The organism is Staphylococcus sp. McC-251-APC-3A2, from assembly GCF_009695665.1.
GTDB lineage: Bacteria > Bacillota > Bacilli > Staphylococcales > Staphylococcaceae > Staphylococcus > Staphylococcus cohnii.
The window spans coordinates 162,347-185,961 of record NZ_VUNO01000004.1; the positions used below are offsets into that span (position 1 = coordinate 162,347).

Here is a 23,615-nt window from a genome sequence, read left to right on the forward strand (position 1 = left end):
ATATGTATCATTCAATGCGAGAAATTATAGATTATGCAATGACGCACAACACAACATTTGCTGAAATGATGATTCGTGAGGAGATGGATTTAAAAGGGATTTCAAGGGATGAAGTTCGTGCATTAATGAAACAAAACCTTGATGTTATGAGAGAAGCTTTAGAAAAGGGACTTTCTGGCGAAGGCGTAAAAAGTGTTACGGGCTATACAGGACAAGATGCCGTGAAACTAGATCGATATAATGAGCATTACCATGCTTTATCTGGACATGATATGGTAGAAGCTTTAAAAGGCGCAATATCGACAAATGAAGTAAATGCTGCGATGGGAATCATTTGTGCAACGCCAACTGCTGGTTCATCAGGTACAATACCAGGAATACTATTCAAGTTAGAAAAGACACATGGATTAACACAAGCACAGATGATCGACTTTTTATTTGCAGCCGCACTATGTGGCAAAATCATCGCAAACAATGCAAGTGTTGCGGGTGCCATTGGTGGCTGTCAGGCAGAAGTGGGATCAGCATCCGCAATTGCAGCAGCGGCAGCAGTTGAGATATTTGGTGGAACACCTGAAGAAAGTGGTCATGCGATGGCTTTAGCTATCAGTAATTTATTAGGATTGGTTTGTGATCCTGTGGCAGGGTTGGTTGAAATACCGTGTGTTATGCGTAATGCTATAGGTTCAGGTAACGGACTAATTTCAGCTGATTTAGCATTAGCGGGAATAAAAAGCAGAATACCAGTTGATGAAGTGATAGAGGCGATGGATAGAGTAGGACGTAACTTGCCAGCATCGTTAAGAGAAACTGGATTGGGAGGTCTAGCTGGAACGCCTACTGGAGAAGCGATAAAGAAAAAGATATTTGGAGAAACAAGTGTTGAAACTTAAATAACTAAGAACATATAAATTACTAGCATAAAAATTGAATTGAAAAAATACATGTTTCCCACTAAACTGAATTAAAAGAGGTGGGAGACATGTTACTGAAGCTAGGGCTTATTTTTATTGTGTTTGTTATAAATAGTATCGTAACGTATTACTTAACTACAGACGGTACATGGGTCAACCTATTGTTGAAATCATTGTCGCTAAGTTTGATTATTGTCTTTATTTATAATTACGTAAAACTAATGATAACGATAAAACGACAAAAATAGTAATATGATTAAAATAGAATTGAAAATATAGTGAAAGTATAGAAATGAAAAAAGGTTGGAACGACAAGCGTTCCAACCTTTAATTATATTTATAAAAGATATCCAAAGTTCATAGTATGTGTTGTCTTGTTATTATGAACTTGTGATTTCACCGTATTCTTTTGAATGATAAGTGTCAGTATCTAAGTTGTTTGTCAATTTAGCTGTACCTGTACCAGCAAGCATAGAGTCGTTAACATTTAATGCAGTACGACCCATATCGATAAGTGGTTCTACTGAAATCAGCACACCAGCTAATGCAACAGGTAAATTTAAAGTAGATAATACAATGATAGAGGCGAATGTTGCGCCACCACCAACACCAGCAACACCAAATGAACTAATCACGACGATGCCGATGACAGATAATATAAATTGTAAATTAACTTCAACACCAGCTGCTGGTGCTACCATTATTGCTAACATTGCTGGATAAATACCAGCACAGCCGTTTTGACCAATAGAAAGACCAAACGAAGCTGAGAAGTTTGCAATACCATCCGGTACACCTAAACGATTTTTTTGAGTTTGGACATTGAGTGGTAATGAACCAGCACTTGAACGAGAAGTAAATGCAAATAACAATACTTCAGATGTTTTCTTAACAAATGTAACAGGGTTTAGTCCCATACCAGTTACAATGAGTAAGTGAATGATATACATTACAATTAATGCCGCATAAGATGCGATAACAAATTTACCTAACGTCCATATTGCACCAAAATCACTTGTCGCGATTGTATTCGCCATTATAGCTAAAATACCATATGGTGTTAGGCGTAGTACAAATGTCACAATCGCCATAACGATATTATAAATTGCATCGATACCACGTTTAAGTAAATGACCGCTTTCTGGTTGTTTACGCATAACGCGTAAGAATGCAAAGCCAACAAACGCAGCAAAGATTACAACAGCGATTGTTGATGTTGTACGTTGACCAGTGAAATCTAAGAATGGGTTACTTGGTAATAATTCTAAGATTTGTTGTGGTAGCGTGTTCGCTGTCATATCCTTAGCTTGACTTGCGAGTTCACTACCTCTTGAGCTTTCGGCACTACCTAAATCAATTGTAGATGCGTCTAAACCAAAGACAAGTGCTGAGATAATACCGATAATTGCTGCAATTGCTACAGTTCCAATTAAGAAAATGAAGATATAGATGCCAATTTTAGCAAATTTTTCTCCAATATTAATTTTAGTAAATGCTGAAACGATTGAAATAAAGATTAAAGGTATAACAATCATTTGTAAGAATGAAATATAGCCATCTCCAACTATACTAAACCAATCTGTGGTTTGTTTAGTGACCTTTGAGTCCACACCGTATATTAAATGAATAGCAATTCCAAAGACAATCCCGATGCCTAATGCTGTAAAGACACGTTTAGGAAATGAAACATGTCTTCTTGCCATTACATATAATCCGATAAGGAAGGCCGCAAAAATAATGATGTTTAAAATTGTTAGTAACATAAAAACAAGACCTACACTTTCTATTATTTAATTTATTTTGTTAAATCCGATACGCATACTAAGGATAGTAGCAAAACGAATAATATTCAAGTCAATTACTCAAAAAAATTATGAAATTTACATGACTTTATTTTTGAAACAGAATTGGAGAAGCTATAAACCTAGGTAGGGTGTGGTGTCAAGGCGTTTGTGGCTAAATTAATTAGCAATACAGCAAAGATGAAATTAAGGGGGAATTTTGATTTAGAAATGCTGGTGGCCATTCTTAGAAGGGATTCGATTCGAGCAATATGATAGTTAAACGAGGATTTAATAAGTCGTAGTAGCCCTGAATGTTAGGAAAATAGTTACACAACAAGCTACGAGATTTCATGCAAAACAAAGAAACGTCAATTTCTATACTATTTCAATAGAAATTGACGTTTCTTTTTAACCAAAAGCTTTTATGCCTTGGAATCATCTGTCACTTATAAATTAAAGAGGCGTGCGAAAAATCCTTTACGTTCTTCTTTGTGCTCTTCTTTAGCAAGTGGCGAAGCGTATGAAGTAGCCTCTTGAGATGCATTTGATTGCTGTGAATCTGACTCATTTGTAGTAGATGACGCTGATGCGACCTCTTTATTATTATCTGTTTGTTGCTCAACTTCAGAAGTTTCTTTGTGAGTATCTGATTCAACAGGATCATCTGATTTATCAGCTGAGTTTGCTTTGGAATTTTGTTTTTCAGCTTCCGAATTTGCTGATTGTGCCGCAGGTTGTTCACTAATTTGTGTGATTTCTTCATCAACAGTTTCTGCTGATACATTTTCAGAAACTTCATTTGTATGAGGGTCTGTTGTGTCAGCCATTTTTTCAGGTGTTACTTTAGTATTAGCTTGTTCAGTTGTATTTTCAGTGAACGCATTTGTGTCGTTATCTGTTGAACTTTGATTTGTATACACATGCTCAGATTCGACATTAGATTTCACAAGTTCAGTTTGTTCTTTTTGAGAATCTTGAATGACACTTTGTGTAGATTTAATTTCGTCTGTAGATGATTGAATGGCTTTAAGTGATTCTGTATTTTCTTCTAATTTAGAAGTAATCTGATTTTGCATTTTATGCAATTCTTGCTGTTGTTGGTGTACTTGATTAATCATTTGTCCTAGCATTTGGCGCTCGTCACGCATATTTTGAATTTCAGTACGTAAGTCCTCTACGAGTAGAGATACATTTTGGTCTGAAGGTAGATTGTTGTCATCTTCTTTGACTAACACCTGTAGAAAATCTTTTTCCTTTTCGAGTTCTTCAAAAGCTAAATCATAGCTATTTGTCTGTTTAACTTTTTCAGCAATATCTTGGAAGAGTTCAATATCCTCTTCTTGGAAATCTGTAGCTTCGCGGCCACGATATTCAGTTTTACTAAGTTGATAACCGCGTTCTTCTAAATGTTGAACGATTTTACGGACTTGCTTTTCACTTAGCTCAACACGTTGTGCAAATTCTTTAGTTAACATAGAAATGAGTCCTTTCATAAATGATTTTATGTATACGGACGTTTGTCTTCGGTTAGTGAAACGTCAGTCTTACCTCTATGTTAGTCTAAACTGTTTTAACAGTGATTTCAAGTGGTGTACACTATGATTTACGTAAATCCATTTCTTCTAACAATGGGTAAATAATACTTCTAGAAATTCTATTTGCAAATACATACTTTAATATATAGTTTGATTTAATACATGGTCCATATATGTCTTTTGTCAGTTCTATATTAGATTTGATAAATAAATCTTTCGGTGATCCCTCTGAATATCCATTTAAATTTGGGGCTAGATAATCTAAATCATATTGCTTTTCAAAGCCATGACTAAATAAAAATTCACGTCTATTACTGAGCACTTGTTGCTCATCTTCTGAAACAAGTTCTGGTTCTTTCGGTACCTCTAGCATAATAAAGTTTACATCGTGTTCATGTAATTGATTGGATAAATAATTAATTTCCTTTTCAATACGTGCCAAAGTATTTGTAATTAATTCATCGTGATCCGGTTGATCATTTGCAATCAGATAGATTAAAAATGCAGAATTTGTCGTCGCTTCATAATGTGCAGTTGCTAAACTAACAACTTTATCTGACTGTAAGCCTACTAAAAAGATATAGTCATCTTTGGTATGTTCATTTTTTAAAGATTGTTTAAATATTTGTTCATCTTCAGATAAATCAATGTCAAATTGTCCATCGTATAGTTTTATTGCTGCTTTAAATAATGGATCATCAATTGATTTGATAGTCTTAAAATCCATGAATAGATGCACCCCCAATAATAATGCGTTTATTATAACATAGTAAATTAATGGAAATCAGTGAAAATATTGTATGTATCATTTGTAATAGAAATAAAATAGGAGCGAGACAGAAACCACAAAATACATAGTGATTTTCTGTGTTCGCTCCTGATAAAGGTTCTCTATATGTTAAGCAATAATTTGAAAGTATGTTGTGACCATTTTTAAATAATTACATTAAATCACAATTTGATTAAGCGAAGATTAGGATTTTGGTCCGTTTGTTTCTTCTGCGTAATGCTTATCTTCAACAGTATTACGTGCATATGCAGCGTTTGCTTCTTGAACTTCTTCATGAGAAGAGTTATCTCTAGTTGCAACAACTAGAAAGTTATTATCAAGAAGTTCTTTTTTATAACGTTCTTTGTCATAATCATTAATATCGTAATAAGCTAAAACAGTTTCTTCACCGTCTTCTCCAGTTAAAATTTTTGCCATTTTGTCACTGAATGAACCACTCGTTGCTGTTAGGTTTACTTCAGAATCATGTAACTCATCAAAATGAAGTTTTGTCTTACTTAATACTGAAATTTCAGATTCAACATATCCTTCTGACAATTTTTGTTGGATAGTTGGTAGTATTTCATCTTTGCTTTGTACAATTGTAAAATCAGCCATTGTCTTGTCCCTCCGTCCACTTTTCTATTGTTTATCTAATACTTTCCCTATTAACCACTAGGTAAAACGAATATATTTTTATTATATAATGAAGTGACGTATCTGACAATCTTGATTTTAAAGTAAAGAAAACGGTTACTAGAAGCGTTGGTTATTATTAAATCTCTTTATTTAAAGCGCTTACTTATAATGTTCGTATTGAAAATCATGCTGAAATTTGCTATCATCAGTTAATAATTTATCTAACTCATATAATCTAGAGGATATGGCTCTAGAAGTTTCTACCATGTTGCCATTAACGACATGACTATGGGTAACCAATACAAAAAACATTCAACTCCAATCGTTTTAAAGCTTTATTAGGGAAATGAAGTTATACATATAATCTTCTAAAACAATTGTAGTGTTTTCAATTTTTACATAATTAGGGAAATGAATGTTGAAGACTTAATTTGCAACGTACATGTTGTAAGTTAAACATCAGTTCTTTATAGTATTGCACGTTCACTCATAGATCCTGAAACTAAGTTAGTTTAGGATTTTTTTTGTATAAAAAATGAGGAGGTTTTTTGAGTGGATTTGTTAAAACGGAAAGTTGAGGCAGACGGTGTCGTCATTGATGAGAAAATTTTGAAAGTAGATGGGTTTTTAAATCATCAAATAGACGCAAAGCTGATGCACGACGTAGGACTAACGTTTTATAATCAATTTAAAGATGAAGGGATTACTAAAGTATTAACGATTGAGGCATCTGGTATTGCACCAGCAATCATGGCAGCAATGCACTTTGATGTGCCGTGTTTATTTGCTAAAAAAGCAAAGCCTAGCACGTTAACGAAAAATACTTATCAAGCTGATATCCATTCATTCACTAAAAATACGACGAGTACTGTAGTGGTTTCAGATGAATTTTTAGACGAAAATGATCGCGTATTAATCGTCGATGATTTCTTAGCAAATGGTGATGCATCATTAGGTTTAAATGAAATTGTTCAACAAGCCAATGCCGAAACTGTTGGCATAGGTATTGTAGTTGAAAAGAGTTTCCAACCAGGCAGAGAACGTTTAGAAACAGCAGGATTGAAAGTATCGTCTTTATGTAAAGTTGCTTCTCTAAGTGGTAACAAAGTGACATTTTTAGAGGAACAATCATGAAGACATTCATCTTAAGTTTACAACATCTATTGGCGATGTATGCAGGCGCTATACTCGTACCAATTATTGTAGGGACAAGCCTAGATTTTACTCCAGAACAAATTGCCTTCTTAGTCACTGTTGATATTTTCATGTGTGGTGTAGCCACATTTTTACAAGTTTGGAAAGGTACAGGCACTGGGTTGCCCATTGTCTTAGGCTGTACATTTACAGCCGTTGCACCGATGATTTTAATCGGGCAAACTAAAGGTATCGGTGATTTATACGGTTCCCTTTTCTTATCAGGTATATTAGTTGTCATCATTGCTCCATTTTTTTCATATTTAGTTAAATTCTTTCCACCAGTTGTGACAGGCAGTGTCGTTACAATTATAGGTATCAATTTGATGCCAGTAGCGATGAATTATTTAGCAGGTGGAGAAGGTGCTAAAAATTTTGGTGATGCCAAAAACATTTTACTTGGTGTAATTACATTAATAGTCATATTAATTGTGCAACGTTTTACAACAGGTTTCTTAAAATCAATTGCCATATTGATTGGCTTAATTGTAGGTACTGTATTAGCGTCAATATTTGGCATTGTTGATGTGAAACAAGTTGGTGAAGCACATTGGTTTTCATTACCACAACCATTCAGATTTTCAACATTCAGCTTTGATTTTGGTGCAACTTTAGTATTCTTTATTGTTGCATTAGTCAGTCTGATAGAATCAACAGGTGTTTACCATGCATTAAGTGAAATTACAGGTAAGAAATTGGAGAGAAAAGATTTTCGTAAAGGTTATACTGCTGAAGGTATCGCGATTATCTTAGGATCCATTTTTAATGCGTTCCCGTATACCGCTTATTCTCAAAATGTGGGATTAGTATCTTTATCTGGTGCTAAAAAGAACAAAGTTATCTATGGCATGGTTATCTTGCTTATTATTTGTGGATGTATCCCTAAATTGGGTGCCTTAGCAAATATGATTCCTCTACCAGTATTAGGTGGTGCAATGATAGCAATGTTTGGCATGGTTATGGCATATGGTGTTAGTATATTAGGTAATATTAATTTCAAAAATCAAAATAATTTGTTGGTAATCGCGGTATCAGTTGGACTAGGAACGGGTATAAGTGCAGTACCTCAAGCATTTCAAGCTTTAGGAGACCAATTCGCATGGCTAACTCAAAATGGTATTGTACTTGGTGCTATTTCAGCAATTGTTTTGAATTTCTTTTTTAACGGCATTAAGAATCAACAAAACATAGAAACTATGGAATAATGGAGCTATAAAACAAATATTAGGAGGCTGTATTCATATGTGGGAAAATAAGTTTGAAAAAGAATCTTTAACTTTTGATGATGTGTTATTGTTACCAGCAGAATCAGATGTATTGCCGAAAGAAGTAGACTTAAGTGTTCAATTATCAGAAGGTATTAAATTAAATATCCCTGTTATTTCAGCAGGTATGGATACTGTAACTGAATCCAAAATGGCGATCTCAATGGCTAGACAAGGTGGTCTAGGTGTTATTCATAAAAATATGAATATTGAAGATCAAGCAGATGAAGTTCAAAAAGTTAAACGCTCAGAAAACGGTGTAATTTCAAACCCATTCTTCTTAACACCAGAAGAAAGTGTGTATGAAGCAGAAGCGTTGATGGGTAAATATCGTATTTCAGGTGTACCTATTGTAAATAATGAAGAAGAGAGAACATTAGTCGGTATTTTAACAAACCGTGATTTACGTTTTATTGAAGATTTCTCTATTAAGATTTCAGATGTTATGACTAAAGAAAACTTAATTACAGCACCTGTAGGCACTACTTTAGATGAAGCTGAAGAACTATTACAGCAACATAAAATAGAAAAATTACCGTTAGTTAAAGATGGTAAATTAGAAGGTTTAATCACAATCAAAGACATTGAAAAAGTACTTGAATTCCCCAATTCTGCTAAAGACAAACTTGGCAGATTGCTAGTAGGTGCAGCAATTGGTATCGCAAAAGATACGGATATTCGCGCTGAAAAATTAGTTGAAGCGGGTGTAGATGCCTTAGTTATTGATACAGCTCATGGACATTCTAAAGGCGTTTTAGAACAAGTTAAACACATTAAAGAAAAATTCCCACAAGTAACATTAGTTGCCGGAAACGTGGCAACTGCTGCAGGAACTAAAGCTTTATATGAAGCAGGTGCAGATGTTGTCAAAGTAGGTATCGGACCTGGCTCAATTTGTACGACTCGTGTTGTTGCTGGTGTAGGTGTACCACAAATTACAGCTGTATATGACTGTGCAACAGAAGCACGTAAGCAAGGAAAGTCTATTATAGCTGATGGTGGTATTAAATTCTCAGGAGACATTATCAAAGCGTTAGCTGCAGGTGGACATGCTGTGATGTTAGGTAGCTTACTTGCAGGTACTGAAGAAAGTCCTGGTGCTACAGAAGTATTCCAAGGTAGACAATATAAAGTATATAGAGGTATGGGCTCATTAGGTGCAATGGAAAGTGGTTCTAACGACCGTTATTTCCAAGAAGATAAAGCTCCTAAAAAATTCGTCCCTGAAGGTATTGAAGGTCGTATTGCTTACAAAGGTCCATTACAAGATACGATTTACCAACTTATGGGCGGTGTGAGATCAGGCATGGGCTACACTGGTTCAAGAAACTTAGAAGCATTAAGAGAAGAAGCACAATTTACACGTATGGGACCTGCTGGTTTAGCAGAAAGTCACCCACATGATGTGCAAATTACAAAAGAATCACCAAATTATTCATTCTAAGTTAAAGGAGATTTAAAGTTATGGAAATGGCGAAAGAGCAAGAGCTCATACTTGTTTTAGATTTTGGTAGCCAATATAACCAATTAATTACACGTCGTATACGTGAAATGGGTGTGTATAGTGAACTGCACGACCATGAAATCAGCATTGAAGAAATTAAACGCATGAATCCAAAAGGGATTATCCTTTCAGGAGGACCAAATTCAGTATATGAAGAGAACTCTTTTACGATTGACCCAGAAATTTACAATTTAGGTATTCCTATTCTAGGTATTTGTTATGGCATGCAATTAACAACTAAATTGTTAGGCGGGAAAGTTGAACGTGCCAATGAAAGAGAATACGGTAAAGCCGTGATTAATGCTAAAACTGACGAATTATTCTTCGGACTACCTGAAGAACAAAATGTTTGGATGAGTCATTCAGATAAAGTTATTGAAATCCCAGAAGGTTTTGAAGTGATTGCAGACAGTCCAAGTACGAACTATGCAGCAATTGAAGATAAATCACGCCGTATCTACGGTGTCCAATTCCATCCTGAAGTACGTCACACTGAATTTGGTAACGACTTATTACGTAACTTTGTACGTCGCGTGTGTGAATGTACAGGCGAATGGTCAATGGAAAACTTTATAGATATCGAAGTTGAAAAAATTCGCGAACTAGTTGGTGATCGCAGGGTGCTATGTGCAATGAGCGGTGGTGTAGACTCATCTGTTGTTGCAGTATTATTACACAAAGCGATTGGCGACCAATTAACATGTATCTTCGTAGACCATGGCTTACTACGTAAAGGTGAAGGCGACATGGTCATGGAACAATTTGGTGAAGGTTTCAACATGAACATCATTCGTGTCGATGCTCAAGAACGTTTTATGAATAAACTGCAAGGTGTGTCAGATCCGGAACAAAAACGTAAAATCATTGGTAATGAATTCGTTTATGTCTTTGATGATGAAGCATCTAAGCTAAAAGGTGTTGATTTCTTAGCGCAGGGCACATTGTATACAGACGTTATTGAATCAGGTACAAAAACAGCACAAACGATTAAATCACACCATAATGTAGGCGGATTACCTGAAGATATGGAATTCCAATTAATTGAACCTATTAATACATTATTCAAAGATGAGGTGCGTGAATTAGGTATCGAATTAGGTATTCCAGAACACTTAGTATGGAGACAGCCTTTCCCAGGTCCAGGTTTAGGTATTCGTGTGCTGGGTGAAATTACAGAAGATAAACTTGAAATCGTACGCGAATCAGATGCGATTTTAAGACAAGTCATTCGTGAAGAAGGTCTTGAACGTGATATATGGCAGTACTTCACAGTGTTACCTGGTATTCAATCCGTAGGTGTCATGGGAGACTACCGGACATATGACCACACTGTAGGTATTCGCGCAGTGACATCTATTGATGGTATGACAAGTGACTTTGCACGTATTGATTGGGAAGTCTTACAAAAAATTTCAAGCAGAATTGTTAATGAAGTAGACCACGTGAACCGTGTTGTTTATGATATTACATCTAAGCCCCCAAGTACCATAGAGTGGGAATAATAGAATAGAATGATGAACACCCCCTTGAGCATAGGCTTAAGGGGGTGTTTTGTGGGTTTGAGAATTTGAGGGAATGGTTAAACTGGCAGTCTTACGGGTGAGTTAAATTAATTGAAAGTATTTTAGCCAAATAGGACATTTACTTATGTACTTGTCCTATTTTTTTTATGAGTAGACATAAATGACAATTTAACACTTATGATTTTAAATATCTAAAAACTAATGATAAAATACAATTAGATTAAGCTTAATTTGATATGTAAAACGATTAATTAATCATTATTATTGAATTTCAAAAATTATTGGAGTGATTTTCATGGCAAAACCATTATTTGAAACAACTGTAATAAGTAATGGCGGAAGAGATGGAAAAGTTTTTAGTGAAGATAATACATTTTATCAAGACTTAGCTGTTCCAAAAGAAATGGGTGGCAACGGCGTTACTGAGTCAAACCCTGAACAGTTATTTGCAGCTGGTTACAGCGCTTGTTTTAACAATGCACTAATGCATATTTTGAAAGGTGCAGACAAGGGTATGATTGAGCCAGAAGTCCGTGCGACTGCTTACTTATTGCCAGATAAATCTGATGGCGGTGTAAAATTGGCTGCTGAATTAGATGTAACACTTAAAGATCTCAGCCAAGAAGAAGCGGAGATGTTCGTTGAAAAAGCGCATAATTATTGCCCGTACTCGAAAGCACTTAAACACAGTATTGATATTGAAATTACTGTTAACGTTAATTAAAGTGATGCAAAAAGCTAAATAGAATTTTTTGGAATTTTATCAAGCAGTCATATATCTATATAACCGTATCTTAATTAGTGCGGTTATTTTTATAAAACAATATAATCCAACTAAATGTATAAGTACTTTCATTAAGAAAAAAGTATCAATTTGATCATAAACACATTGGTATAAATCAGAAAATATTTTATGGAATTTAGTGCTGTATTTTTAGTGATGGTGATATTGTTACATCATTAAATAATGGGCCACCCTCAGTGGAAGCATCAACATTTGTAACTATAACTTTATAAATTGGAGTGCTTAATATGCCTAAATCACAACAAGTATTGGTTGGTATATGTCTAATATTATTTATTTTTAATTTCATTGCACCTATTATTGGAACAATGATGCATATTGAAATATTAGAATTTAGCTCACCTTTAATTAAAACAGTACAATTCGCATTTGTCATAATTTTTGGTATTTTTACATATAGACAAATTAAACGTAAAGGTTTCTAGCAGTGCAAGAAAAAAACTATACGATCGGAGTTTTAATATGTCTATGTCAAACATAGTCATGCTGATACTTACTATAATAATGCTGTTATTTGTATTTGTTTTTGGTCTATTACTTGATAAACCAGTTATATACATGTTTATTGCATTGTTTGTTCATTCAACGTTTTTATTCATCATTCGTTACTTCTGGCAAGATAAAGAATTTGGAGAAGCTTTTACACATTCTTTTGATTTCATTACCATAACAATAGTTATTATATTTACAATTTTGAAAGTTCAAAAAGCAAAATCAAGTGAATAATACGTTTGAATATACGTATACCTACTATTGATAAAACGAAGAGTAGAACTTTTGTTTAAAAAAACAATTAGAATATACTAATAAAATTTGAAAATCAATGTTATGAAAAATTATAAACACCTGAAATGACATTTTAAAATAATATCGAATAATATTTAATCATATAAAAAGAGTTGGAAAGATTGCTAAGGTGCAGTTTCCAGCTCTTTTTATTTTGATTTGAACATTTTGACAGATTCTATATTACCAATATTTAAATTTAAAACTTGCATATTATTACTATTTTCTATCTATATTTTTACTTAAACGGAAATATTCCCCTAATAAATGACTCCTTGCAATATTATGGTAATTAGTAATGAATCCATAAATATTAATTTTATTTTATTACTTATTTATGATATATCATAAATTATTTTGTAGGGAGTGAATAATGTTGAGGAGTATAAATAAAATAGTGACAAGCATGCTAGTTTTTACTTTATTATTTAGTCATAGTGTGAGTGCGAATGTTTCAGAAAAAGACAATGAAACAGCAGTAACTGATGTAGATTCAGTAGAAGAGCCATCTTCTGGAACTTTAGATTTAAATCAAGACAATTTGCTGCCCATTGAATATACATTAGATAATAAAATTGAAAGAGTAATTGGAACAGATCAACGTATAAAAGTTTCAAACTTTAAGAGTACTCCTTATAAACAAGTGGTGTTATTGAATATGACGTTTCCTAATGGTAAAACTTATACAGGATCAGGAACAATGGTTGGAAGAGACTCAGTACTTACAGCAGGGCACAATATTTATTCAAAAAGCGCAGGTGGTTGGGCAAGCAAGATTGTTGTATATGCAGGAGTAGAAGGCCAAAAGTTTCATATTGGAAAGGCACAATCTAAGAAAATACACACCTTAAATCAATGGATAAATAAAAGGGATTTTCAATATGATTTAGCTATTATTAAATTAAATAATAATTTGGGAGATAAGACTGGAATTTTACCAATAACTTCTAAGGTGAGATTAAATGAGTCAATCGAGACGTCAGGCTTTCCAGCGGATAAGGGGAGTAGTATCCAGTTTAAGTCGAAAGGATTTTTAAATAAAATAGAGGCCAATAATTTGTATTACGATATGGATACAAATCCAGGACAAAGCGGTAGTAGTGTTAGGAATGCTAATAACCAAATAATTGGTGTACATACATTCGGTGGGGAAGATTACAATGGGGCAACCCGACTAAATGAACTTTATATTGATTATATTTTGCATTGGATGGGAAAACCTAAGGCGCACAATTATTATAAAAAAGTAGAAGTCATTCGTTCGAACACTAATTTGTGGAATGATTTGAATTTTAATAGTAAACGAAGCGGAAAAAGTATAAAAATTGGAAGTATATATCATGCAAAATATATGTATAATCATCCAAATGGACAAAAGTATCTATCATTATATGATTCAAAAGATAAATGGATAGGATACTTAAATAAAAATGATTCAAAGGATGTAAAAAATAAGTTAACAGGCGATAAGTATAATAAAAAGGTCTCTATATCGAAAAATAAAATTTGTGTATGGAACGATTTAGATTTTAATAGTAAACGAAGCGTAAAAAATTTAAAAATTGGAAATGTATATCACGCAAAATATAAGTATAATCATCCAAATGGGCAAAAGTACTTATCATTATATGATTCAAATAATAAATGGATAGGATATTTTAACATTAAAGATGTCAAAATATTACAATAACTTGCTTAGAAAGGAAGTTTCGAAATGAAAAAGTTACTATTATCTACAGCTTTATTAATGACAATTGTACAATTTAGCAGTCAAGAGGTAAATGGTGAAGAGATTCCTCATGGTATTTTGCATAAGGATGGAAGCTTTACAGAACCAAATGTGTTTCCGCACAAAGATATAGCAGAGGTTGAAAAACCGATAGAGTTAAAGGATGGTACGAAGAAAATTCCTCATGGTATTTTGCATAAGGATGGAAGTTTTACAGAACCAAATGTGTTTCCGCACAAGGATATAGCAGAGGTTGAAGAGCCGAAAGAATTAGAAGATGCTACGAAAGAATTTAATCATAAATCTAATAGTGAGACGTCATTGCACAATAATGCAGTAAATGAAAAATTAAAAGATGAAGGTGTATTAAACTCTAAAAACCCAGGAGGAGAAAGTGATCGGTTTAATAAAAATCAGAACTTAGATATTTCAAAAAATAATGATTTCTCAAAATTTGAGACTGAAGTAAAAAATTCAAAAAATAGCGTTAATCACAATGCAATAAAAGAATTACCTAATACAGGCATGACTTCAGATAATAGAACACTAATCATTTTTTTAGCGAGTATCTCATTGATTGTGGGTAGTTTATTATTATGTAAACGTGTTAATTTTAAAGTTTTTCAAAAATAAGACATTTTAGGTATTGCTATTGTCGTAATCTTACAGTGATGTCATTCTGAATAAGATTAACAAAAATTTAAATATTATGATGTGGATGAAGTCACAAGCATTTACTTTCCATAAGATATTCAAAGCTGAAACATTATTATGTTTCAGCTTTTGTTTTTATTACAAGTATAGTTGAATTGGGGTATTTTCAATTACAATAAGTTGGATTATTTACAAACAATTCACGTTTTAAAATGTATGATATTATATAAATATAAGTCGAAGTATCTTTTGAACTTGAGCGAATAATAATAAGTTATACAGTACATTTTAGGAGAGGTAAAATGAAAACGGTTGGCATTATTTTAGGGATTTTAGTTATTCTTTCTTGGCTATTTGTAATGAAAGAATACAAAAATGGAAATCAGGGCACTCATAAAGCTCAAAATGTTATGTTATTAGCTTGTTTGTTAACTATAATTATGACCGTTTTACAATTATTTTATTAGTCATTCGTGAATTAAGTTTGTAAATGAACAAATAAGTAATGTTATATAGAAGTCTCAACATATTTCCTTTGATTTTAAACTTAGGACTGAGACTTAACTTTATTGTAAAGAATACCTACGCCACAGTTGCTATATCCTAATTGGTAATCAAATTTAATGATTTCGATATAAGGATTTTCTTCTAAGAATTCATTAACTTTCTTGTTTAAGCCTTTTTCTGTCATAGCTGTTAAATTTACAAATTTCATATGATGACTCCTTTACTATTTTTATTATATTATACAGTATTTTAGAAACATACTTTTTACAGTTCGAGTTTTAATTCAACTATATCATTTCTCATTTATGGTAAAAAGTCACCTTATTTTAAAATGTTTTAGTTGAGATGAATTTTATGTCACTTTTTAATAGTAATGAGGATAAAAGAAAGTAGGAAATTGAACGATGGAAATTATATTAAAAAAAGATTATGAAAAATGGGAAGCGCAATTTGTTAAAGAAAAAGATCTATTGTTAAAAGTAGTTGGTAAAGAAATCATAGAAATGCATCACATTGGCAGTACAGCTATAAAAGATATTTATGCTAAGCCTGTTATTGATATCATGGTAGTCGTAAAAAACATAATGTTTATGGATCGTTACAATAATGCGATGCGACAATTAGGCTATGAACCTCAAGGAGAAAGTGGTATCAGTGGTAGAAGGTTTTATATAAAAGGCGCGGATACTAGAACTTATCATGTCCATATATTTCAATTTGATAACTATGAAAATATTGATAGACATTTAGCGTTTAGAGATTATTTAAATGCTAATAAAGCTATTGCGAAAGAATATGAAAATTTAAAAATCACACTCGCTAACAAGTATTCAAATAATAGAAGTGCGTATTCAAATGGCAAATCGCCTTTTATCAAACGCATAGAGCATCAAGCATTAAAGTGGTATCAAAAGAATCAGGATGGATAGGCTACCTACTGTCTTATTTACATAATAATTAAATCTTTCATCTTATTTTGATTATTACTCAATTCAAATTTATTAAAACAAATTTGAATTGAGTAATAGTAGATAAAAGCCTGTTGCCATAACTGCAAACAAACACCACATAAAGCGGCATTGTTTACCATTCATTGCTGCCGTGCCCTCATTTTCAGCCCGTTTAATAAGCTTGATATGTAAAAGTATTGTTGAATTTGAAGCATATACAAAAACAAAAATAATACCCAAAAGGGTAAGTAAAAATAGTTGCACATTACCCCTCCAACTTTATGATATTTAATCCATAGAATTTTAAAAAAATAACCATATACAATGTTAATTATAAAATAACACATATGTTTTTAGGTTGTAATAAAAATTAAAATTTATTTCAATATTTATTCTTTAAAAAACTTGTGGTACGATGTGGAATAAATCAGATGATATCTTGGAGGGCGAACCATGGCTATTATATTGTTGAGCATTGTTTTAATCGTTAATTTTGTTGAAGCGTTGTATTTAGGAATCAAATTTATTCGGTTGAAAATGCGTAATGCACCAGATCAAGCGTATAAAGATTTAGTGAGTTCTCCGTTTTGGTTAATGTCACTCATTATTTCGATTATATTATTTGTGATTGCATACATATTGAGTTGAAAAATTCTAAGATGTGCTTAAGTGGAATTTTCCATATTTTATAAATAAAAAGTTATTGTATTTGTGACGTCAAATTTTTTAAAACTCTACAACAGACTGTTTTTATTTCTTTTTAAATGAATTTCAGTATAGGAATAATGTAAATTAATATAGCGAAAAGGGAGCAATCCAATGAAACTTTCATCTATATTAATCAGTATTATAACTGGTTTACTTATGTTTTTAGTAACGTTTTATACTAGTAATCATGCTTTGATACCGTCATTAGTTATGGGTGTTGTCGGTTTAGTAACAAATATATGGATTGGCATCGAAGCAAAAAAGCGATTATGAGCGTTTAAATGATAGAAAATATTAGAAGTATTAAAGACTGAGGCAAATGTTGTCTCAGTCTTTACTTTATCATTCAGCGATTTTTATATTTATGGATGCTATTGTTGTGATATTGCTCTCAAAACTTATGAATCTGTTTCATGCATAGTCAATTCAATATGAAATAATGCACTGTTAGTCAATATCATCTTATACCCAAAGAATATAATGCATTATAATAGTATAAAATAATGAAATGTTTTGAAAAATTTTTAAAAGGATAGATATAAAAGAGATTCATTATAAGGGGATGAGGTATATGGTTTCGGTGTTTTTAGAGGCGATATAGAAAATCGGTGTCATATTATCGATTTTCTATATCGTTTTATTAAATTATAAGTATAAATAAGAATTATCTAAATCAAAGTTTAAAATATAATTTCAGGGTATAGATGTAATATATAACTTTTGGAGTAATTTTATTTTATTGTAGGTGGTACGACTTGATTTATTGTATTAAGTTTAGTGTCAAAAAGTTAACTTGTTAGCATGTAGTCTTAATTTGAGATGGATTTGGTGAATGAAATGGGGGATCAGAATGGTTAATAATTACAATAAAGATATAAAAATAGATAGAACTGATGAAATGCGTTCAGATGAAATTTCTAAAATGATTGAAGAGGGTGGACTTGGTGCTGACCAGTATTATGTTATAGATAAATATCAGCCCAACCATAAGAGATTAGTAGAAAATATTGATCAATTTCGACAAGAATTAGTTCAAATGAATAATGATGATTTAGTAGACATTTTGATTATTAACACTCAAGAAAATACAAGTTCTAAGTACAGCCAAGCATTAATGATTATTAAGCATGAAATAGTCAAAAGAATGAATAACTAAGTCGTAGTTGCAGAATCATTACAAACAAAGCGCGCAAGTTAGAAAGTTATATTTTGCAAATAAATATTTCTAACTTGCGCGTTTATTATATTATTAGCACATTAAAATAACATTGTTATTAAGTGGATTATTTTAAATAATCAGGTGATTATTGAAGTTGATTTAATGCTTTTTTGGGTACTTTATTTTTAGCTACTTCTTCATAACTTTGTACATGACCAAGTTCGGTATCTAATTTTAAGAAATAATCTGTTTTTAAGGGTTTTTCACCAAAACCATTGAAATCTAAGTGTTTTTTTTCACCTTTTTTATTATATCCATCTTGCTTATAATTATATGTGACAAAGGCTTCTCCATTATCATCTTTATTGTGCTCAACTTTTGTTGGCTTTTGAGTTTTTACGTAATATGTTTCATTAGTAATGAGTGGGTTTAATTTGGCAAAACTAACGATATCAGTATTGTCTGAGTTTTTTTCTGCGTAAACTTTCCAGCCAAAAAGGCCGATAAGAACAATGATAATGATAATAAAGATGCTTAGAAGTACTTTTATTAATCTGTTCATATTTATTACCTCCTTAAAGTAACTATCTATAATGTAAAAGTTATTTGATTCGTTTGCTATATTTTTAAGTTACAAAAAAGCATTTTAATATAACGATTTTGTCATTTTTTCAAATGTGATTAAATGATATATATTCACCAATGGATTATATTACTAAAAATAAAGTGCAAAATATATTTTTTTGAAAATAGGGGTATACAAAAGTCGAATTATTCGTTATACTAGGTATTAAGTAATTTAGTTCGTGAAATTGATTTGTAGTTTTATTCTTTTGAATTTACTCCTTTTGATTTTTTAGACAGATTACAAATTTTTGTGCAAAAGCACTTGGAGGATTTTTATTATGAATAACGGTACAGTTAAATGGTTTAACTCAGAAAAAGGTTTTGGTTTTATCGAAGTAGAAGGCGGAAACGATGTATTCGTACACTTCTCAGCAATTAACCAAGACGGCTACAAATCATTAGAAGAAGGACAAGCTGTTGAATTCGAAATCGTTGAAGGCGATCGCGGACCTCAAGCAGCTAACGTTATTAAATTATAATAACGCATAAAAAAGACGAGCAACGCTCGTCTTTTTTTATTTGTCTTAAAATCAATAATTGAAATTATATGTGTGTATTCACTTTTAAAGGTGCAAATTCAAAGTCAGCTTGCTAGTTATGACTCGGGATTTGCACCTATTTTTTTGTTTTTTATTACCAATAAAATATTAACGACCTGTGAAAGGTTGTTTAGCATTAATACATCATTTGAAGCTAAGCTTATAAAAGAATGGTAATAGCCACTAACAGCAACATAAAAATTAATTTTGGGTGTATGCATGTAGAATAATTTTTAACATCATTTTGGGTTGAAATAGAGCCTTGTTTTAAAGTGCTTCAATGAGAAATTACATATGAATACGTTGTATTTTGGCGAGACGCTTGAGGGAACAGGACAAGCTGAAGACTATAGACTGAAGCTGTCCCCTAAGAAAGTGAGCCAACAATACGAAATATTGAATAATAAAATAGCTATGAAGAAATCTATCGCCATAGATTTCTTCATAGCTAATCTTAAGTATGTTCTTTACACCGTTCAAGTTGTTGAAGCGTTGCTACTTTCACTTAAATAGATTTAATATTATACTTCACGCGTATTTTCCGCTTTATTTTTTGTTTTTATCAGTAGTGTTAATATAAAACCAATAATTAATAAAAGCGTAGTGAATGCAAATGCTGCGTCAACACCTTGTACGGTCGCTTGTTGTGCAATGTCTGTTTTGGATTGATTTTCACTTGGAACATAATTTGTACGAACAATTGCCATAATTGTAATCATAATGGCGGTACCAATCGCGCCTGCAATAATTCTTAAAGAGTTAATAATCGCAGTACCGTGTGAAATATTTTTGCTTTCTAATGCGTTAATACCAATTGTATTCAGTGGCATTATAATCAATGCTACAGCAAACATTCTTATTGCGTAAATGATGACAATATACCAATAAGGCGTTTCTGATGTTAAGAAACAATGTAGTATTGTCATAAAAATTAACAGTACAAATCCAGGAATCGCCAATACTTTCAAGCCATATTTATCATATATTTTCCCTGTATAGACGGACATGAATGCGTTGACTACTGCACCTGGTAAGATAACAAGACCTGACAGAATTGCAGATAGACCTAAGCCTGATTGGACATAAATTGGAATCAATAATGCTGGGCCTACAATTCCGATAAATAATACCATAGATGCAAATGCAGATAGTGAAAATGTACGATTTGTAAATACGCGCATATTTAATAGCGGATTATCGATTCTAATTTGTCTTGTTACGAAAATGGTAACAATTAAGATTCCCACAATAAGTGAAATAATAACGATTGGTGATGTGAAACCTAAGTTGCCTGCGCTACTAAAGCCGTAAAGCATTAAACCAAAGCCTAATGTTGAATATATAACAGAGGTTTTGTCTAATTGTGTATGTTTGGTTTCGTTATTACTTTCTACAAATATCGCACCTACAATAAATGCGATAATCGCAATAAAAGCTACCACAATAAATGGTGCTCGCCAGCTAAATGTATCAATTAAAAACCCAGTTAAGGTTGGTCCGATTGCTGGTGCTGATTGTGCTACTATACCGGTAAGTCCCATTGCAAATCCACGTTTCTCAGAAGGGAACAGTGTGAAAACAGTGAATTGCATAAGCGGTAAGAGTATACCTGCGCCAATAGCTTGAATCACACGTGCAAACATGAGTAAGCCAAATGTAGGCGAAAGTGCTGCGATGATCGAACCAATTAGGAACGCACTCATAGAAAAAATATAGAGTGGTCTTGTATGAAATCGATCCATGAGAAAGGCTGTTAGTGGAATCATGATGCCATTCACTAACATAAAACCTGTAATTAACCATTGAGCAGTTGTATCAGTTATTTCTAATCCCGTAATAATTGCTGGTAGTGCGGTATTAAGCAATGTTTGATTTAGCATTGCTACAAAAGCACTACTTAGCATAACTAATATAATCGTATTTCTTTTTTTATTAGATATAACATTCTCCGACATTATAAACGCATCTCCTTTTTATAACATCCCATCGATAAATTTTAATTATTTTAAGTTAGCAAAGCAAACCATTCGGTTTAAAAAATTAATATTTTTTACAAAGGATTTCTAGAAAAAAATAATGGATAGATGATATAGGTCGGAATACATCGTTTTAAAGGTGGCACAAGTCAGTGTTGTTCAATTAATGAAAAAGCTACGCTGCTTGCACAACCATGCAAACAACGTAGCTTTTTGAAATAGATTGAGCACTTAATCGAAACTAATCATTTCAGATACATATAAAGCAATACGTATATTTAAAGAATGAACAGGATCTTCAATATTTGTGCCAATCATATTACTACATTTATTGATTCTATATTTCACTGTATTTCTGTGTATAAATATTTTATCTGCCGTTTTAGTTATATCGCATTGATTATCCATGTACACTTTTAAAGTTTGTTTTAATTCTAAATCTTTTTTTTGTTTTGGATAACTCAGCGGGCCCAAAGTATGTTTAACGAAAGGTAATAACTTTTCTTGAGGGATAAGCTGTAATAATTCTTGGATATCTTTGGAATGATATTGTGAGATAAATGCTTTTGCGTTATTTAACAATTCATTTTCAAAGGCTTCATTTGCTTCAAAAAAGGAAGATGGTAACTGTGTGAATTCTGTTACTTCATTTCCAATGCCAAATGAAATCGTATCATCAAAGTACTCGCTATAACTTTGCTGTATTTTTTTAAGGTATTCAAAGTAATATTCGTGACGATTTTGGATGAGTATCGCAAAACGATTGTTACTAGGTAATTTATAAACACTTATATAAGAATCAATATCAGTTAATTTATGCTTTAACCAAAGGAATGTGAGATGGTGCCGTTCATTTAGGTAATAACTATTTTCTAAATTATTTTTAGTATCAATACCGCAAATGATAATTTGATAATAGTCAGAAGGATAAATATAATATTGTCTTAATAAATCAGCATGCTTTTTAATCGAAAGGGTTTGATCATTTTGATTATTGACCAATGATTCGAAAAATCGATTAATATCATTTTCTTCGGCCTCTTGTATTTTGGTGTTTTTGTATAAGGCGAAACTCAACACACTGACTACTTGTTCCAGTGTTAATAAGCTAAATGGATAGGAAAGCTTATTAACTTGAGAAACCATTAAATAGTAAGGGAAGTATGTGTAGCCTAATACTTTGAAGATTACATGGTCTTTATTTTCAAAGACGAGGTTATTTTTATCATATGTTAGCGCATCTTGATAATGGTTCATGAAATATTTGGTGTGTTCAGTCATTAAGGCATTACCTTGTCTATAATGACGACTGTATGCTTCAGGTGCCTTGAATGGGTCAAATAGGATGATAGGTACGCCTAGTAACTTGCTCATGCGATCAATCATTGTATCAATACTGAAACCTTTGATTAATAATTGGTTTAATTCTTGTTGTACTTGTAATGCGTAATTTAGCTTTCCTGTTTCAGAATCTGAAATAAATGAAGAAATCTCATGTGTAATTTCACCTAGATTCCAACTTTCTGGTATTTCAATTAAAGGGAATTCAATAGCATCCGCAAAATCAATGACATCTTGATTGATTTCATGTAAAAATCTTGAAACTTTGATGCCAAGTCCAGCAGTGTGTATATCATTCAAATCTTTAATTAACTTTTTCAAGTTATCTTGATTATCTTGAAATAAGACACCAGTTGTTAAGATAAATGAATTATTTGAAGTGAAATGCTTAATATCATTATTCTCAGTAATGTCCAAATTTGTCACTTCTGCTGATAAATCTCCGTTGCTGTTTAATAATTTTAAGCCTTTAAATTGGGGAACGGATAAAATTTCGTTTAGAGTAGTCATAATTATGTCCTCCGCTTCTAATTTACACAATCACTCGTTATGAAAATGCATAAAAATATATATAATAATAAATTCTATTTGTCTGTATTTATCTTAAAAAGTAGTGTTTTTGTCGATTTGTGATAACGATTGTTCAAAGTGCTCAAAAAATTTAATGTATATCGTTAATTATACACTTATTTTGTCCGATTCCTATA

Annotated in this window: 26 protein-coding genes and 1 riboswitch; of the genes, 17 read left to right on the top strand and 9 right to left on the bottom strand. The window is 32.2% G+C overall.

Annotation, left to right across the window (positions count from 1 at the left end; genetic code table 11):
* Positions 1 to 2: 2 nt before the first annotated feature.
* Both sdaAA and FYJ81_RS13140 read left to right on the top strand, forming a co-directional pair.
* Positions 3 to 893, top strand: coding sequence for an L-serine ammonia-lyase, iron-sulfur-dependent, subunit alpha (gene sdaAA, locus FYJ81_RS09905; protein ID WP_107383864.1), 891 nt, complete (start codon positions 3 to 5; stop codon positions 891 to 893).
* Positions 894 to 982: 89 nt separating this feature from the next.
* Positions 983 to 1,162, top strand: coding sequence for a hypothetical protein (locus FYJ81_RS13140; protein ID WP_107383865.1), 180 nt, complete (start codon positions 983 to 985; stop codon positions 1,160 to 1,162).
* Positions 1,163 to 1,294: 132 nt separating this feature from the next.
* Here the strand turns inward: FYJ81_RS13140 and FYJ81_RS09910 are convergent, their stop codons facing one another.
* The 4 genes from FYJ81_RS09910 to FYJ81_RS09925 all read right to left on the bottom strand — a co-directional run bounded on the left by FYJ81_RS09910 (position 1,295) and on the right by FYJ81_RS09925 (position 5,620).
* Positions 1,295 to 2,677, bottom strand: a complete 1,383-nt coding sequence (locus FYJ81_RS09910; protein ID WP_107383866.1) for an L-cystine transporter — start codon at positions 2,675 to 2,677, stop codon at positions 1,295 to 1,297.
* 467 nt (positions 2,678 to 3,144) lie between these two features.
* Entirely contained in the window at positions 3,145 to 4,173 is a 1,029-nt protein-coding gene (locus tag FYJ81_RS09915; protein ID WP_107383867.1) for a hypothetical protein, read from the bottom strand.
* A gap of 121 nt (positions 4,174 to 4,294) precedes the next feature.
* Positions 4,295 to 4,960, bottom strand: coding sequence for a hypothetical protein (locus FYJ81_RS09920; RefSeq protein ID WP_107383868.1), 666 nt, complete (start codon positions 4,958 to 4,960; stop codon positions 4,295 to 4,297).
* Between the two features lie 246 nt (positions 4,961 to 5,206).
* On the bottom strand, positions 5,207 to 5,620 hold the full coding sequence (locus FYJ81_RS09925; protein WP_107383869.1) for a general stress protein: 414 nt from the start codon (positions 5,618 to 5,620) through the stop codon (positions 5,207 to 5,209).
* Between the two features lie 227 nt (positions 5,621 to 5,847).
* Positions 5,848 to 5,950: riboswitch (purine riboswitch) on the top strand.
* Between the two features lie 243 nt (positions 5,951 to 6,193).
* On the opposite strand from FYJ81_RS09925, the gene xpt reads away from it, so the two are divergent.
* The 10 genes from xpt (at position 6,194) to FYJ81_RS13035 (ending at position 15,568) form a co-directional block, all read left to right on the top strand.
* On the top strand, positions 6,194 to 6,775 hold the full coding sequence (xpt, locus tag FYJ81_RS09930) for a xanthine phosphoribosyltransferase (protein ID WP_107383870.1): 582 nt from the start codon (positions 6,194 to 6,196) through the stop codon (positions 6,773 to 6,775).
* Positions 6,772 to 8,040, top strand: coding sequence for a xanthine permease PbuX (pbuX, locus tag FYJ81_RS09935; RefSeq protein ID WP_046207045.1), 1,269 nt, complete (start codon positions 6,772 to 6,774; stop codon positions 8,038 to 8,040). Before xpt ends, pbuX begins: the two co-directional genes overlap by 4 nt.
* 37 nt (positions 8,041 to 8,077) lie before the next feature.
* Complete coding sequence (gene guaB / locus FYJ81_RS09940; RefSeq protein WP_107383871.1) at positions 8,078 to 9,544, top strand: IMP dehydrogenase; 1,467 nt, start codon at positions 8,078 to 8,080, stop codon at positions 9,542 to 9,544.
* Positions 9,545 to 9,564: 20 nt separating this feature from the next.
* Positions 9,565 to 11,106: a glutamine-hydrolyzing GMP synthase gene (guaA, locus tag FYJ81_RS09945; protein WP_107383872.1), complete on the top strand. Its 1,542-nt coding sequence runs from the start codon at positions 9,565 to 9,567 to the stop codon at positions 11,104 to 11,106.
* Positions 11,107 to 11,422: 316 nt separating this feature from the next.
* Positions 11,423 to 11,851, top strand: a complete 429-nt coding sequence (locus FYJ81_RS09950; protein ID WP_107383873.1) for an organic hydroperoxide resistance protein — start codon at positions 11,423 to 11,425, stop codon at positions 11,849 to 11,851.
* A gap of 308 nt (positions 11,852 to 12,159) precedes the next feature.
* Positions 12,160 to 12,357 (top strand): hypothetical protein, encoded by a 198-nt coding sequence (locus tag FYJ81_RS09955; RefSeq protein WP_107383874.1) that lies wholly within the window; start codon positions 12,160 to 12,162, stop codon positions 12,355 to 12,357.
* Between the two features lie 37 nt (positions 12,358 to 12,394).
* A complete protein-coding gene (locus FYJ81_RS09960) occupies positions 12,395 to 12,658 on the top strand; it encodes a hypothetical protein (RefSeq protein ID WP_226956045.1) in 264 nt (87 codons plus the stop codon).
* Between the two features lie 433 nt (positions 12,659 to 13,091).
* A complete protein-coding gene (locus FYJ81_RS09965; protein WP_107383875.1) occupies positions 13,092 to 14,408 on the top strand; it encodes a trypsin-like serine peptidase in 1,317 nt (438 codons plus the stop codon).
* Between the two features lie 24 nt (positions 14,409 to 14,432).
* Positions 14,433 to 15,080 (top strand): LPXTG cell wall anchor domain-containing protein, encoded by a 648-nt coding sequence (locus FYJ81_RS09970; protein ID WP_107383876.1) that lies wholly within the window; start codon positions 14,433 to 14,435, stop codon positions 15,078 to 15,080.
* 323 nt (positions 15,081 to 15,403) lie between these two features.
* On the top strand, positions 15,404 to 15,568 hold the full coding sequence (locus FYJ81_RS13035; RefSeq protein WP_181187402.1) for a hypothetical protein: 165 nt from the start codon (positions 15,404 to 15,406) through the stop codon (positions 15,566 to 15,568).
* An 80-nt stretch (positions 15,569 to 15,648) separates the two neighbouring features.
* Here FYJ81_RS13035 and FYJ81_RS13040 read toward each other — a convergent pair whose 3' ends face one another.
* Positions 15,649 to 15,816, bottom strand: a complete 168-nt coding sequence (locus FYJ81_RS13040; RefSeq protein WP_181187401.1) for a hypothetical protein — start codon at positions 15,814 to 15,816, stop codon at positions 15,649 to 15,651.
* A 196-nt stretch (positions 15,817 to 16,012) separates the two neighbouring features.
* On the opposite strand from FYJ81_RS13040, the gene FYJ81_RS09975 reads away from it, so the two are divergent.
* Complete coding sequence (locus tag FYJ81_RS09975; RefSeq protein ID WP_107383877.1) at positions 16,013 to 16,537, top strand: GrpB family protein; 525 nt, start codon at positions 16,013 to 16,015, stop codon at positions 16,535 to 16,537.
* A gap of 72 nt (positions 16,538 to 16,609) precedes the next feature.
* Here FYJ81_RS09975 and FYJ81_RS09980 read toward each other — a convergent pair whose 3' ends face one another.
* A complete protein-coding gene (locus FYJ81_RS09980) occupies positions 16,610 to 16,822 on the bottom strand; it encodes a hypothetical protein (RefSeq protein WP_107383878.1) in 213 nt (70 codons plus the stop codon).
* Positions 16,823 to 17,011: 189 nt separating this feature from the next.
* Here FYJ81_RS09980 and FYJ81_RS09985 point away from each other — a divergent pair, with 189 nt between their 5' ends.
* The 3 genes from FYJ81_RS09985 (at position 17,012) to FYJ81_RS09995 (ending at position 18,422) form a co-directional block, all read left to right on the top strand.
* On the top strand, positions 17,012 to 17,206 hold the full coding sequence (locus tag FYJ81_RS09985; protein ID WP_019469922.1) for a hypothetical protein: 195 nt from the start codon (positions 17,012 to 17,014) through the stop codon (positions 17,204 to 17,206).
* A gap of 171 nt (positions 17,207 to 17,377) precedes the next feature.
* Positions 17,378 to 17,539 carry a hypothetical protein gene (locus FYJ81_RS09990; protein ID WP_154409607.1) on the top strand — a complete coding sequence of 54 codons (162 nt, stop codon included), beginning with the start codon at positions 17,378 to 17,380 and terminating at the stop codon, positions 17,537 to 17,539.
* 577 nt (positions 17,540 to 18,116) lie between these two features.
* Positions 18,117 to 18,422, top strand: coding sequence for a hypothetical protein (locus FYJ81_RS09995; RefSeq protein WP_107383879.1), 306 nt, complete (start codon positions 18,117 to 18,119; stop codon positions 18,420 to 18,422).
* Between the two features lie 148 nt (positions 18,423 to 18,570).
* On the opposite strand, the gene FYJ81_RS10000 is transcribed toward FYJ81_RS09995, so the two are convergent.
* Positions 18,571 to 18,987 carry a YxeA family protein gene (locus FYJ81_RS10000; RefSeq protein WP_107383880.1) on the bottom strand — a complete coding sequence of 139 codons (417 nt, stop codon included), beginning with the start codon at positions 18,985 to 18,987 and terminating at the stop codon, positions 18,571 to 18,573.
* 343 nt (positions 18,988 to 19,330) lie between these two features.
* Between FYJ81_RS10000 and cspD the strand changes: the two genes are divergently transcribed.
* Positions 19,331 to 19,531: a cold-shock protein CspD gene (gene cspD, locus FYJ81_RS10005; RefSeq protein ID WP_019469926.1), complete on the top strand. Its 201-nt coding sequence runs from the start codon at positions 19,331 to 19,333 to the stop codon at positions 19,529 to 19,531.
* Between the two features lie 581 nt (positions 19,532 to 20,112).
* Here cspD and FYJ81_RS10015 read toward each other — a convergent pair.
* Both FYJ81_RS10015 and FYJ81_RS10020 read right to left on the bottom strand, forming a co-directional pair.
* Positions 20,113 to 21,546 (bottom strand): MDR family MFS transporter, encoded by a 1,434-nt coding sequence (locus tag FYJ81_RS10015; RefSeq protein WP_107385110.1) that lies wholly within the window; start codon positions 21,544 to 21,546, stop codon positions 20,113 to 20,115.
* A 252-nt stretch (positions 21,547 to 21,798) separates the two neighbouring features.
* On the bottom strand, positions 21,799 to 23,418 hold the full coding sequence (locus FYJ81_RS10020) for a PucR family transcriptional regulator (protein ID WP_119537844.1): 1,620 nt from the start codon (positions 23,416 to 23,418) through the stop codon (positions 21,799 to 21,801).
* Between the last annotated feature and the right edge of the window lie 197 nt (positions 23,419 to 23,615).

Coding starts and splice junctions, on each gene's coding strand:
- sdaAA (WP_107383864.1), top strand. CDS start 3: ATGTATCATTCAATGCGAGAAATTATAGATTATGCAATGACGCACAAC.
- FYJ81_RS13140 (WP_107383865.1), top strand. CDS start 983: ATGTTACTGAAGCTAGGGCTTATTTTTATTGTGTTTGTTATAAATAGT.
- FYJ81_RS09910 (WP_107383866.1), bottom strand. CDS start 2,677: ATGTTACTAACAATTTTAAACATCATTATTTTTGCGGCCTTCCTTATC.
- FYJ81_RS09915 (WP_107383867.1), bottom strand. CDS start 4,173: ATGTTAACTAAAGAATTTGCACAACGTGTTGAGCTAAGTGAAAAGCAA.
- FYJ81_RS09920 (WP_107383868.1), bottom strand. CDS start 4,960: ATGGATTTTAAGACTATCAAATCAATTGATGATCCATTATTTAAAGCA.
- FYJ81_RS09925 (WP_107383869.1), bottom strand. CDS start 5,620: ATGGCTGATTTTACAATTGTACAAAGCAAAGATGAAATACTACCAACT.
- pbuX (WP_046207045.1), top strand. CDS start 6,772: ATGAAGACATTCATCTTAAGTTTACAACATCTATTGGCGATGTATGCA.
- guaB (WP_107383871.1), top strand. CDS start 8,078: ATGTGGGAAAATAAGTTTGAAAAAGAATCTTTAACTTTTGATGATGTG.
- guaA (WP_107383872.1), top strand. CDS start 9,565: ATGGAAATGGCGAAAGAGCAAGAGCTCATACTTGTTTTAGATTTTGGT.
- FYJ81_RS09950 (WP_107383873.1), top strand. CDS start 11,423: ATGGCAAAACCATTATTTGAAACAACTGTAATAAGTAATGGCGGAAGA.
- FYJ81_RS09955 (WP_107383874.1), top strand. CDS start 12,160: ATGCCTAAATCACAACAAGTATTGGTTGGTATATGTCTAATATTATTT.
- FYJ81_RS09960 (WP_226956045.1), top strand. CDS start 12,395: ATGTCTATGTCAAACATAGTCATGCTGATACTTACTATAATAATGCTG.
- FYJ81_RS09965 (WP_107383875.1), top strand. CDS start 13,092: ATGTTGAGGAGTATAAATAAAATAGTGACAAGCATGCTAGTTTTTACT.
- FYJ81_RS09970 (WP_107383876.1), top strand. CDS start 14,433: ATGAAAAAGTTACTATTATCTACAGCTTTATTAATGACAATTGTACAA.
- FYJ81_RS13035 (WP_181187402.1), top strand. CDS start 15,404: ATGAAAACGGTTGGCATTATTTTAGGGATTTTAGTTATTCTTTCTTGG.
- FYJ81_RS13040 (WP_181187401.1), bottom strand. CDS start 15,816: ATGAAATTTGTAAATTTAACAGCTATGACAGAAAAAGGCTTAAACAAG.
- FYJ81_RS09975 (WP_107383877.1), top strand. CDS start 16,013: ATGGAAATTATATTAAAAAAAGATTATGAAAAATGGGAAGCGCAATTT.
- FYJ81_RS09985 (WP_019469922.1), top strand. CDS start 17,012: ATGGCTATTATATTGTTGAGCATTGTTTTAATCGTTAATTTTGTTGAA.
- FYJ81_RS09990 (WP_154409607.1), top strand. CDS start 17,378: ATGAAACTTTCATCTATATTAATCAGTATTATAACTGGTTTACTTATG.
- FYJ81_RS09995 (WP_107383879.1), top strand. CDS start 18,117: ATGGTTAATAATTACAATAAAGATATAAAAATAGATAGAACTGATGAA.
- FYJ81_RS10000 (WP_107383880.1), bottom strand. CDS start 18,987: ATGAACAGATTAATAAAAGTACTTCTAAGCATCTTTATTATCATTATC.
- cspD (WP_019469926.1), top strand. CDS start 19,331: ATGAATAACGGTACAGTTAAATGGTTTAACTCAGAAAAAGGTTTTGGT.
- FYJ81_RS10015 (WP_107385110.1), bottom strand. CDS start 21,546: ATGTCGGAGAATGTTATATCTAATAAAAAAAGAAATACGATTATATTA.
- FYJ81_RS10020 (WP_119537844.1), bottom strand. CDS start 23,418: ATGACTACTCTAAACGAAATTTTATCCGTTCCCCAATTTAAAGGCTTA.